Raw genomic sequence first — 12,408 nt, 5'->3', positions numbered from 1 at the left:
ATGAGTATTAAGAATAGCTAAAAAAGATTTATAAATAACATAAATGGGTTTTATAGGCATTGTAGTTATTGTAGGCATAAATAATGAAAACTAATAACATTGTAAAAACAAATGATCCAAATATATCTCTTTATAAAGAACTATCAGAAGATTTTATTAAAAAAGAGAATATTAATAAACTAAAAGACTTTTTTATTCTTATAAAAAATAAACTTTCTTCAATAGATGATAATTCAACAGAAGCAAATATAGAGGCTTTATTAAGATCTATATTTGAAAAACTAAATTATTCAGTAGAACAACAAAAAGGTGGGCAAATAGAAGGAGTGGATTCTAGAGTAGATATACTACTTTTCGAAAATGATAAAGACAAAGTAGATTTTAATAATAAATTAGAAGAAGCTAAAAAAAATAATGAGCCTATTCCAGCCGAAGATATCTTACTTATAGTAGAAGTTAAGCGTCCATCATTTAGTTTTAATACTAAAGATAAAGTAAAAGAAGCAGAAGATCAGCTATATAGATATCTAAATCAATATCAAAAACATTATGGGATGCTTTCAAATGGAAAAGTGTGGAGATTATATGACAAATCTAAAGTCCTTTATGGAGAAAAAAGATATATTGAATTTGATTTTTCTAAAGTTGAAGAAAAAGAAGAATACAAAGAACAAGAATGGTTTGTTTTATTCATCTACCTTATAAGAAAAGAAAGATACCTAAAGACAAGCAATGTAATAGAGATTGAAAAAGAACAAATATCTAAAGAAAAAGAGATAATTCAAAAAACTCTTAGAGAGATACTTTATGAGAAGCCTGACGACTCTGTAATATTTAAAATTGCAAAAAATATATATGACAAAGAATTTAAAGTATCAGACAAGGAAATTACCCAACATATTTTAGCTAGCATTCTTGAAGAATCAATTATTTTTATTTTAAGAATATTTTTTATTGCATATATTGAAGATAACGAAATTTTTAAGAAAATATTAGAAGAAAATAAGCTATACAGGTCTTCTATATCTTTTAGATATTTTTTTTATGATGAAAATACAAAAAATAAATTAGGATATAAAAAAATAATAACAATTTTTAATTTACTTGATAAAGGAAGTGATGCAATAAAGTTTCCTATATTTAATGGAGGATTATTTGCAGAAGACAAGGTTAAATATTTAAATAATGAAAGTTTACTAAGTATTAGTGAGCTTGAAGAAATACTGGTTAAAATACTTTTCTTTGAAGAAAAAAATATTAAAGATGAAAAATTTGTAGAGTATTCAAAGCTAGATCCTAAAAGTTTTGGAGAATTGTACGAGACTCTACTTGAATATGACCTAAGAATTGCAGATACTACTGTTCATCGTATTGTTGAAGACGGGGTTTATCTCATTCGTACTGAAGAAGAGCTTGAAAATAAGCAAGTAAACAAAGTTGCTACATACTATAAAGGCAATATTTATCTTACATCTAGATCGCTTGATAGAAAGAAAAGCGGAGCATATTATACCCCGGATGACTTAACTGACTTTATGGTCATATCATCAATTGAAGAACAGCTTAAAACTAAGTCCCCTTTAGATATAAAAATCATTGATAATTCTTGTGGATCAGGGCATTTTTTAATTTCTTGTTTAGATTACTTAACAGAAAAAGTATGGTACGAGCTAGATAAATTTGAAGATGTAAAAAAAGAGCTTGATAAAGAATATAGAGCTATTCTTAAAGAAAGTGAAGAATACGACGTTCAAGATAGTATAAGTAAAGAATTGGTACTTAAAAGGATGCTATTAAAGAAGTGTATTTATGGTGTTGATATTAATCCTATTTCGGTTGAAATTACTATGCTAAGCTTATGGATTAATACCTTTATTTTTGGAACACCACTAAGCTTTATTGAACATCACATAAAAGTAGGAAATGCCCTGCTAGGATATACCAAGGATGAATTTTTTGATATTACAAAAAAGAAATTTGAAAGTGGATTTTCGTTATTTAAAGAGAGAATTAAAGAAATTACAACTATTTTAGAAGATAGCTATCAAAAAATTAAAAGTATTAACGATACTACTAAAGAAGATATAGAAAAATCCAAAAAGATATACAAAGAATATGAGGAAAGTGAAGATACAGAGTATTTAAGAATAATATTTTCTTTAATCAAACTTTATTCTTTATCTTTTGACAAATCTTTAAAAATAGAATTTAGTGATATTACAGCTGTAATTAGTTTAATTGAAAATATTTTGGGCAATAAAACTTCTAGCGAAGATAAAGAAAAAATAGAAAAAATTAGAAAAGTAAGTAGCTATTATAAATTTTTTCACTATGGAATTGAGTTCCCAGATATTGAGGAAGGCTTTGATATTGTAATTGGAAATCCTCCATGGGAGAAAACCAAGTTTGATGAATCTGAATTTTTCTCAAAACACATTCCTAATTACAGAAAACTAAGCATAAAAGACCAAAATAAAATAAAGCAAGAAATACTTAGTAAAGACACACATCCTTTGAAGATTGAATACAATGAAGAAAAAAATAGTATAAGTACTATTAATAATATTTATAAAAGTGATTTTAAAGACTTTTCTAGTGGTGGTGATCCGAATCTTTTTAGATACTTTATTAGATTTAATTTAAAGCTAATAAAACCAGGGGGCAATTTAACTTATCTAACCCCTTCAGCTCTTTGGAGTGAATCTAGTTCTAGATTGCTAAGAAAGCATATATTTACTAACTATAAACTTAATTATATTTATCAATTTCAAAATCAAAAGAGATTTAAAGATGTAGTATCGCTTTTTAAATTTGTAATATTTCAACTAAGTAATACCAAATCCCCCACATCTATTTTTAAAGCAAAATTTATGATCCAGAGCAGTGATAATATTTTAAAAGAAATAACTAGAGATTTAAAAGACAATAAAGAAGATCCTTATAAAGGAATTGAATTAGATATAGACCAAATTAAAAAACTATCTCCTATTCAAGAATCAATAATAGAATTTAAAAAAAATAAAGAATTTAGTTTGATTAACAAAATGTTTATCCAATTTGGTATTCTTAGTGAAGAATATATCGATTTTAAAAAAGGCTTAGACCCAAGTATTAAGAATCGTAAATCTTTATTAAAAGAATATGATAATGAAAACTTTATATTTCTTTATTGTGGAGCTAATATTCATCAGTTTAATTCAAGATTTTTTGAAAATAAGGATGCAAAAGAAAGTTCTAAGTTTTTCTGGATAGATAAAGAAGATTTAGAAAAAATATTAGCTAAAGACGATCGGCATCAAACTAAAAGAGTATTCTATAGAGCAATTGCAAGAAACACAGATGAAAGAACTATGATTAGTACTTTGTCTCCTAAAAATTGTTATTGTGTAAATTCAATGTATATAAATTATGAGAAAACACCAATATCTATTTATAAGAAATTATTTATTATATCTATTTTTAATTCATTAGCATTTGATTTTTTGCTAAGAAGATTTGTTGATTCAAATGTGCTAAAGTCATGCCTTTATCAATGTCCAATGCCCCAGCCCGAAAAAGATGAAATTCTAGCTAATCCGCTATACTTAACTTTAATAAAAAATACTTCCTTGCTAATAGCTAAAAATGATCTGGGGAACTTTAAATATTTACTTTACTTGGAACATTTTAAGTTTAGTAAAGAAGAAGTTGATAAAATCTTAAATCTAGATACCAAAGATGAATTTTTTAAAGAAAAAGAAAATGAAAACAATTTTATTGTAGCCAGTCTTTATTCACTTACCAAAGAAGATTTTATGGTTTTGCTTAATGATTTTAAGGTACTAAAAAATAAAAAAGGAGAAGACTATATTTTGTCTTTAATAAAAGGATATGAGAATTATTTAAGAATAAATAAACTTAACTCAACAATTCAATCTTAGTTAATTCTTTTAAAGAGATTATTATTAATTTAATAAAATATATGTTTTTGCGAAAAATTTTACTATAAAATGATGAAAAAGTTCTTTTTAAGAAAGTGATGGGGAAGCTAAAAAACTTTAGAGAAATTAAAGAAAATAATGTTTATAGGTATGTTATTGATATTTTATAATTCTTTTTGTGTTACATATATGGGGTAAAATAAGATGATTTAGTGATAATTATTGGTAATTTATAAAAAGAGTTTTATAGTTTTTTATATTAATTAAATAGAAATTTATTTTTTTAAAAGCATATTTTTTTATAATATGTTTTAATAATATTTTCTTGTTTTTTTATATTAATAAATCAATTAAGTAGTATTTAGGACAATCTACGCTAAATACCCCAATTTTATAACTTTAGAAGTTATTTCTTTCTTTTTAGAATTTTCAAGCTATCCTTTAATTTCTTTTAAATAACTTTTTAATCTTTCTAAATAATCCTCAATGTCACCAACTTCTACAGTATTTTATTTTCTTTATCATTTTTTATTTTGCTTTTTAAAGTGCTTCTAGTATTTTCTAATAAAATAAATCTATTTATTAAAAATTTCATCAGGTTATTTATTATTCATCAAATCAATAGGAAGCTTTAATTTTTCTTTTGATAAATCTGGATACTTGGCAAATATTAGCTTAACAACATCATTAAATAGTTTTAGATCTAATACAATTTCATAGGTTTTATCCTCATTAGTTTGCCTATCTTTTATAGTAAGATATGCAAGCATATAACTACATTTACTCTTTTTATAAAAAAGAGTAAAAAAATCTGTTAAAGCATTATTAAAAACCCCAAAATTATATGAATTAATATATCCAGCCTCTCTTGAAACTTCTTTCAAAGTAATTTTAGCAAAATCATCAGTTCTATATTGCTCAAAATCAAAATTCACGCCTTCAGAAATTAACTTTAGGCTTTTAACTTCATATTTTTCTTCAAACTCTTTGGTTGACTCAAATGCTATTATTTTAGCTATTGGCACTTCATTACCCAATATTTTATAGTTATTATCATTAATATAATAACTATAGCTAAACCATGATGAAGTTTTAAATTGAATGGGTGAAAAAATATACGCATATTTAGCCCTTTAAGCTCTTCAATTAAATTATTATATCTGTCTTTGATAGCTCTTAAATTACCAGATTTTGCCCATGTAACATAACCTGCAAAGCAATCCCCCCCCCACCATAAACTTCTCCTTCTTTTATTTCGCTTGACCCAAATTCTTCATTAATACAGGAAATATTTTTAATATTTTCTTTATTATCTTTTTCATTATCCTTTTCAATTAGCTCAAAATTTAAAATTCCAGTTTTGGTGTTTTTTAAAGAATTTGATCCTACAACACAAGAATAAAGAAGTGATATAAAGAAAAATATATTCAAAATATTTATACTCTTTTTCATAAAATCCTTTTTGCTTTAATTAATTTCTAAAGCATTACTCCATTAATTTAATATTAAAAATTCATAAAATATTTTTTCATTATACCTAAAAAAGAGTTAGCTAAAAAAATGAACTGCTTATTCTATAAGCTCTAATTTAGAAATAGTAGCTCATCTAAGTAATTTTACTAGTATTAAAATAAAAAATTAATCATATATTCATTATTTTTATTTTTTAGGTTAAAAATATTTACACTTAAGGCTTGACTTTTTGACAAAAAAGCATTTCAGTTTTATTTAATAACTAGGAAGAAACTTTTTAATGAACTCGATTAAGAATAGAATAGGCATAAAGCAATAACCCTTTAATTAAACAAGCAAGCGAAAAGTAGTAAGCATACTGTTCTCTACCTATAAGAATTATTCTTTTTTGGAATAATTAGAGGTGGTAAAACTACTTTAGATTAATCTTTTGTTGATGTCCATAAAGCTATGCAAGAAAAAATAATTTAAATTGTAAAGATTGTTTTAAAAAAATAAGTTAAAGGCTTTTTAGATACAAAAGATAAAATAAAAGAAGAAGAGTGGATTGGAGTTTTTAGAAATCTGGATCAGAAATTTATCCAAAAATACGAATTAATGCAAGCTTTATGGATATCTATAAGGGCAAGTTGAAGATCTAAAATTAAAAGAGATTGATAAAAAATCAAGAATTAGAGGATAAAATAGAAAAAGTGATTCTAAACCCCTCTTTTAGAGTATATTGTGAGCATGAAAAAGAAATAAAAGAATTTAATAACCTTACACGCGTATTTTAATGTCTTTTCCATAAGAAGGATATTAATAATATCTATTTCTCAACTTTTTTTATTATTTTTAAATTTATATGTTACAATAATAGATAATGTACAAAAAATAAGTATTAATAAAACAAATGTATTTATAGCACTTATAAAATTAGTTAAAATTGAACATATGCCTAGTGCTAAAAATGAAAATATACGAGATAATGTACTATTAATAGAAGTTAAGGTTCCTAAAACTTTTGAATCCACATTTTTTTTAAAAAAATATTCTAAATTATTAGAATAAACAGAAATTAAAATTACTAAAAATATGATTATAGTAATAAATATGTAAATATGTAAAACTATTTTTATTAAAACTGATAATAAAAATATTATAGCTAAAATAACATAAATATCATATTTTGAATGTTTAATTTTTCTAAATATCCATGCTCCCATAATATCTGATACGCGAAATAGTACATATATGATTCCAAATATGCTAATAGATATATTTTTATCAATAAAAATTGCTTGCCAGTATAAATAAAAAGGTTGATAAAAAAATTGAATAGAGCTATTTAGAATAAATACTGCTAAAAGCTCTTTAGATTTCAATAATATTATTATTTTTTTAAAAAACTTTATAAGATATAAAGTTAAATCTTCTTTATTGTGCTTATGATCTGTATTTTTATCATTTGGTATGAAAAAAATTGTAATTAAAGAGGATATTAGATATATTAACAATGAAATTAGGTAAATTTTTATATCAATATATAAATATAGTACACTTCCAATATATCCACCTAAAATAGCACCAATACTTAATATCATTTTTACAAATGATATAAAAGCTTTTAGCTTTTTTGAATTATTTTGGTATAGCTTAGTAAAGCTAATATCGATTGTCCCGGTGTTAATAGCAGCTGACATCCCATATATAAACCAAGAAATACAAAGAAGTACGAATGAAGAAGCTTTAAAAATAATAAAATAAGAAATCATTAGTAGAAAAATTGATACTAAGTAAACAATTTGTCTATCAAAAATATCTGATATTATTCCTGATGGAAATTCAAAAATAATAATTGCTGCCATATAGCAAATTTGTACTATAGCAATATCTTTTAGTGATAATCCTTTATTTATTAAAATAATAGTTAGTACAGCATGGGGTAACGTTCTTGCAAGTTCTGACAAAAATAATGAATAAAAATAGTATTTTTGATGTTTGCTTTCTATCATAAATCTTTATTACATTTGCAGGATTTGTTCTTTAGAATATTAATAAAATGAAATAGGAAATTATGATTACTAATATCAATTTGTTTATTTAAAGAATTAATTTTTTCATATTTATTGCCAAAATAAAACATGATATTAATAATAATCTATACCCGATGCAATTGCAATTAAGCTTCATATCTTTTGTCTTTATAAAAATGAATAATAAAGAGCCTATATTTAAAGAATATGGCATTAATAATATTAAATCTCTTGCTAATTACTATTACTAAATTAAAGATTATAGAAATAGTAGTTTATATATTACTATAATTTAATCATAATATTGGCTTTTAAATTTATTAACAATTTAAAAATAGTATCTTCAAAGCGTATTATTTTTGCTGGAGGGGAGTTTCTATAAACATTATGAAGAAGTTTATTTATAAAACCAGTAAATCAATTTGACAAAACTTGTTTTCAACTAAAGTTTATGTAAATTATAGATGGAAAATTCTTTGCAATTTTTAGTTAAAACATTAAGCCTATCTTTTATTGAAGATAGGCTTTTACATTATGATAATTTCAATACATAACCTTTAAGGTATATATTGAAATTATGTCGTTTTTTAGATTTTCAGATTCTTCCCTTTTTTTTACAAGTTGTTTGTAAAGTTCAATTACATAAGATTTGAGTTTAGTATAATTTGTTTTTATAAGATTTTTATTATTTTGATAATCTAATAAAAGTTGGTTTAACATTTCTGAAACGATTGTTTTTGTAGATAATAATTTCTCAAATGAATTTTTAAGCTTCTCTAAGTCTAAAGTGTCTAGTTTATTTATAGTGTCTTTTTTGGAATATAGATAAACAATCACGTCGTCAATAGCACTTCCAAATTCGTTAAAGATGCTAAATAGGCTTTGTGTTTGTCCCGATAATATTATAATTTCTGAAAATTCCTTTAATTTATTAGTGTCAATAGCATTTAAGGTGGCATAAATACATTTTCTATATCTTTTAGATTTATCGCTATTATCAGCTATCTTTTCACTGGATAAATTTCCCACCCAAACTAATTTTTTGAAAGCCAATATTCCATATTGGTCTGAAGGTTCTTCTTCCAATTTTTTTACATATTTTTGTCTATCGATATTAGCTGTTTCTATTAAATTTCTTAGATCGTCAAGAGGTGTGTTTTTTATTCTTTTATTAGAGGTTTTTTCTTGATTTGGGTTTGCTTCTTGATTTGGGTTTGCTTCTTGATTTGGGGTTACTGTTGTTTTGGTTTTTAATCCCTCTTTATTGGATTTTAGTTCTTTTTTACTAGATTGATCCTTCATATCTTTTTGATTGGTTTTAAAATCTGGATTGCAAGCATTTAAAAATAAAAAAACAAATATGCTTACAATTATATTATATTTCATAAATATTCTCCTTATTTAAAATATTATATTATATTTAATATAATATAATATTCAATCTAATATAATTAGATTATAATAAATATAGATGAGATAATAATCATGATAATATTTTCATTGTCAGAAATTTTATATTATTTTGAGCTTTTTAAAAATTTATTTTGATGATTATTGTCTTAAAGATTTAAAAACTTTAAAATTGTAAATAATTTGTAGAGTATTTTAAGATATTATCGAATAGTTCTGTGCAGTTCTTAAGCTAATGAAAGTATTTAAATAAATAAACCAAAAGGTAACCCCACCATGTTCATGTAATATTAATTTATTTATAGAAGAGTTTTTTAGTATCTATGGTCGTTGTTTAGTATAGATCTATTGAAAAATAAGTGAATTCTAACCTTAAAAAGGTATAGCACAGTGATTATTAAAAGTTAGCTTGTGTGACATTTATAGATTCTCTTATCTATTGAAACTTGATAAAACGGTTTTTGTATTTTCAATGAGTTCTTTTATCTCCTTCTTTTCCCCTAATGCCTCATTGTTTTACTTAGAGCTAATCTAGATAATTGCAATGCATAAGATGCCTTACTTTTACTCTCTAATCTTTTAATATTACTTTCTTTTAAATTTTTCTGCGAGTCATCAAAAAAGAAAGCCGAAGATCTTATTTCATTTCCTGCGATATCAATCTTATTTATAAGATTATCAAGTTCAATATCTATCCTTAACTGATTTTGTAATCGTACTAGTTCCCTTGTCTTATTTCTATTGTTCTTAGAATTTTCCATTGGCGATGTTTTTTTATGTGGCTAACATTTGAATATGGTGGGGGTAGAAAAGAATCGTCCGGAGACCGGACGACATTTTTTGACACAAATAAAAAAAGGTATACAAAAATGAGAAAAAAAGAAAAAGAAAATAATTTCATTGTGGCCAGTCTTTACTCATTAACTAAATAAGATTTTATAACTTTGCTTAATGATTTTAAGGTATTGAAAAACAAAAAAGGAGAAGATTATATTTTATCCTTAATGAAAGGATATGAGAATTATTTTCTAGGTGCGAAGGGTTTCAATCTTTGGATTGCATAACAGACCCAATTGTCAGATTTTGAATTGACAATTGAGATTGTAAAGTTACTATTGCACTTGATTTAATAACTTTTTTTAAACGATAGTTGGAATCCGTTTATTCCGATATCAAAATTTGGTTCAAACCCTGCAAGCGAAATGCTAAGTTTTTTTCTAAGATTTGTATTGTATCTATTTGCAAATGTAAATGGAATAATTAGCGAGGCTATGTGGGCTGCTGAAATCGTGCCTATTCCTATCCCCACTATTGTAAGTCCGGTTATTGCTTGTGCTGGTCCTTTTGCTGTTCCACCAATGATTATTCCAGTTATCCAAAGTATTCCTCCTAATACTTGAGATCCAAGCACTGCACCACCACCAATATAATCCCCTTGAACAAAGGATCCTATCCCAAAAGAAAAAAAGAAATTCAAAAGGAATGGTGCAAGCACGGGGGCTTTTTGGCTTTCATATTTCAAAGTAGTTGAAATATCCCCAATACCTTTTCCAACTGTATCTTCTGACGCAAAGATTTGCATAGTTAAACCAAAAATTAATATTAATGTGAAAATTTTTTTCATATTAATATTCCCTCCTAATAATTAAGTTTTGATAATTGAATATTAGCGCAATTTCTAGATTTTATATGGGGAGATAGATTTTCTTCCTAAAATATAATTTGAGTTACTTGAATGTTCTAAGCTGATTTTAAAAATTTATCTCCACCTAAATTTCATAGAAATTATAAATGGAGAATTCTTTATTATTTTTTGTTGAGACTTGCTACAATAGTTTTTGCATGTGTAATAAGCTCTTTTATTTCTTTCTTTCTTCCTATTGCCTCAATTCTGTTAGAAAAAAAAGATTCTAAATTACTTAAAGCACTTCTTGCGTCACTTAGAGCCTGTCTAGATAATTTTAATGCATCAGATCTCTTATTTCTACTCTCTAATCTTTTAATAATACTTTCTTTTAACCTTTTATTGGCCTTATCAAAAAATAAAGCAGCAGATATTATCTCATTTTCTGCAATATTAATCTTATTTATAAGTTTCTCAAGTTCAGAATCTATCTTTAAATTATCTTCCTCCAATTTTGCTAATTTATTTATCTTGTCTCTATTATTCTTATAATTTCCCATTAGTGGTGTTTTTTTATTTTGAATTTTTTCTAGCACATCATGCAAATCAGCTTTTATTAAAGCATATTCATTTTTAAGTGCACGCGCTTCTTCAATTAATTCAGAAAATTTAGAGTTTCCAAGAATATTTCCTAAATCTTTAATTGCTTCGTCTGCTCTCTTTTCTTCATCAGTAGAGGGAATCAAATCCTCTTTTTTTATTTCTTTTTTTTGAGCATGCTCATCAATTGAAATATTTGCTATATTAACCCTATTATTTAATGATACTGAAGGTGCTACAGGATCAATTAAATCCTCATATTTCTGTTCTCCGAAATTTTTAGTAAAGCCTTTTTGCTCTTCTTGATTACTATATAAATCATTAAGAGCATCTTCTTTAATACTGTACGAAGCCCCTTTTGCATTATTGTTATTTTTTTGTTCTTTATTACCAGATAATTTGGAATCTAGGTTGCAAGACATTAATCCTACTATTAATAATGTATATAAAAACAAACCTTTTCTCATAAAAATATTCTCCTTTTCTCATAAAAATATTCTCCTTTTTTCTAATAAGAATATTAATTATTAATTAATATTCTTATTAATTAAGATTATATATCATTTTGTTTGAATTATAATAAAAATATTTTAATTTTTTGTTAAAAATATTGTAAAAATAAATGCCTCAATAGCAATCACCCAAAAATTAGCAAAGGACGCTTTAGCCAAAGAAAAAGAGAGGATTCAAAAAACTCTAAGAGATGTTCTATATGAGAGACTCTACGACTCTATAGTATTAACTATAATACTTTATTATAATTTATAGTTACAATAAGGTAAGAGGTTGTGATTATGCTAGGTAAGAAATTTAATTAATATTAAGACTAGGCTCGATTAAATTATTTCTAATATTTGATCGCTTGGTCTTAAATATTAGAAGGTATAAAATGACTTACATAAAAAATCCAACTTCATTTTTTAATAAATCAACTTCTGGTAATCTTGTTAATTTAGGCAAATTTCAAATTAAAGTAAATGATAACATTTTTGAACATTTGCTCGATATCGCAATATTTGCAAAAAATAAAAAAACATACAAAGAATTAATATTATTTGCTACTGAAAATAATATTAGCGATAAAACTATAAAATTAGCATTAGAAAATAAAGTATTAATTCCTTTTTATGAATATCCAAAAAATAGAGGTTACTTAAAAAATAAATATTTTTTGGATCTTTTGCTTGCACATCCAGAGAATTGTAGGTTTATTCTTTTGAGAAATTATATTTAAAGTTTTATTTTGTTTGAAGGGGAAAGTTTTACCTTTTTAGATTAATCTTTAGAGTTAATATATCTATACTAATTAAAAATTAATTAATTAATTTTTAATTAGTATAGATATATTAACTCTAAAGATTAATCT

7 protein-coding genes and 2 pseudogenes are annotated in these 12,408 nt (G+C 24.6%); 3 read left to right on the top strand and 6 right to left on the bottom strand.

Annotated elements, in window-relative coordinates:
- Positions 1 to 83 precede the first annotated feature (83 nt).
- The gene (locus HNP63_RS04865) at positions 84 to 3,920 is read left to right on the top strand and encodes an Eco57I restriction-modification methylase domain-containing protein (protein WP_183227358.1); all 3,837 of its coding nucleotides are present in this window, start codon (positions 84 to 86) and stop codon (positions 3,918 to 3,920) included.
- Between the two features lie 599 nt (positions 3,921 to 4,519).
- Here the strand turns inward: HNP63_RS04865 and HNP63_RS04860 are convergent.
- From HNP63_RS04860 to HNP63_RS04845, 4 genes and pseudogenes are all read right to left on the bottom strand, one after another.
- Positions 4,520 to 5,372, bottom strand: a pseudogene (locus tag HNP63_RS04860) (S2/P23 family protein).
- Between the two features lie 836 nt (positions 5,373 to 6,208).
- Positions 6,209 to 7,387, bottom strand: a complete 1,179-nt coding sequence (locus tag HNP63_RS04855) for an MFS transporter (protein ID WP_183227356.1) — start codon at positions 7,385 to 7,387, stop codon at positions 6,209 to 6,211.
- Between the two features lie 564 nt (positions 7,388 to 7,951).
- The gene (locus tag HNP63_RS04850; RefSeq protein ID WP_183227354.1) at positions 7,952 to 8,794 is read right to left on the bottom strand and encodes a virulence associated lipoprotein; all 843 of its coding nucleotides are present in this window, start codon (positions 8,792 to 8,794) and stop codon (positions 7,952 to 7,954) included.
- 524 nt (positions 8,795 to 9,318) lie between these two features.
- Positions 9,319 to 9,579, bottom strand: coding sequence for a P12 family lipoprotein (locus HNP63_RS04845; protein ID WP_052689652.1), 261 nt, complete (start codon positions 9,577 to 9,579; stop codon positions 9,319 to 9,321).
- Positions 9,580 to 9,690: 111 nt separating this feature from the next.
- On the opposite strand from HNP63_RS04845, the pseudogene HNP63_RS07075 reads away from it, so the two are divergent.
- Positions 9,691 to 9,882 (top strand): annotated as a pseudogene (locus HNP63_RS07075) (hypothetical protein); the annotation flags it as partial.
- Positions 9,883 to 9,944: 62 nt separating this feature from the next.
- Here the strand turns inward: HNP63_RS07075 and HNP63_RS04835 are convergent.
- Together HNP63_RS04835 and HNP63_RS04830 are read right to left on the bottom strand one after the other, a co-directional pair.
- The gene (locus tag HNP63_RS04835; RefSeq protein ID WP_183227352.1) at positions 9,945 to 10,442 is read right to left on the bottom strand and encodes a P13 family porin; all 498 of its coding nucleotides are present in this window, start codon (positions 10,440 to 10,442) and stop codon (positions 9,945 to 9,947) included.
- A 182-nt stretch (positions 10,443 to 10,624) separates the two neighbouring features.
- On the bottom strand, positions 10,625 to 11,509 hold the full coding sequence (locus tag HNP63_RS04830) for a P12 family lipoprotein (protein ID WP_048830821.1): 885 nt from the start codon (positions 11,507 to 11,509) through the stop codon (positions 10,625 to 10,627).
- Positions 11,510 to 11,931: 422 nt separating this feature from the next.
- Between HNP63_RS04830 and HNP63_RS04825 the strand changes: the two genes are divergently transcribed.
- Positions 11,932 to 12,276: a hypothetical protein gene (locus HNP63_RS04825; protein ID WP_012615146.1), complete on the top strand. Its 345-nt coding sequence runs from the start codon at positions 11,932 to 11,934 to the stop codon at positions 12,274 to 12,276.
- Positions 12,277 to 12,408: the final 132 nt, after the last annotated feature.

It is taken from the genome of Borreliella afzelii, from assembly GCF_014202295.1.
Classification (GTDB): Bacteria; Spirochaetota; Spirochaetia; order Borreliales; family Borreliaceae; genus Borreliella; species Borreliella afzelii.
This window is presented reverse-complemented; position numbering and strand designations above follow the sequence as displayed.

What these genes read in the sequence shown, in the direction of transcription:
- HNP63_RS04865 (WP_183227358.1), top strand. Translation starts at nt 84, where the DNA reads ATGAAAACTAATAACATTGTAAAAACAAATGATCCAAATATATCTCTT.
- HNP63_RS04855 (WP_183227356.1), bottom strand. Translation starts at nt 7,387, where the DNA reads ATGATAGAAAGCAAACATCAAAAATACTATTTTTATTCATTATTTTTG.
- HNP63_RS04850 (WP_183227354.1), bottom strand. Translation starts at nt 8,794, where the DNA reads ATGAAATATAATATAATTGTAAGCATATTTGTTTTTTTATTTTTAAAT.
- HNP63_RS04845 (WP_052689652.1), bottom strand. Translation starts at nt 9,579, where the DNA reads ATGGAAAATTCTAAGAACAATAGAAATAAGACAAGGGAACTAGTACGA.
- HNP63_RS04835 (WP_183227352.1), bottom strand. Translation starts at nt 10,442, where the DNA reads ATGAAAAAAATTTTCACATTAATATTAATTTTTGGTTTAACTATGCAA.
- HNP63_RS04830 (WP_048830821.1), bottom strand. Translation starts at nt 11,509, where the DNA reads ATGAGAAAAGGTTTGTTTTTATATACATTATTAATAGTAGGATTAATG.
- HNP63_RS04825 (WP_012615146.1), top strand. Translation starts at nt 11,932, where the DNA reads ATGACTTACATAAAAAATCCAACTTCATTTTTTAATAAATCAACTTCT.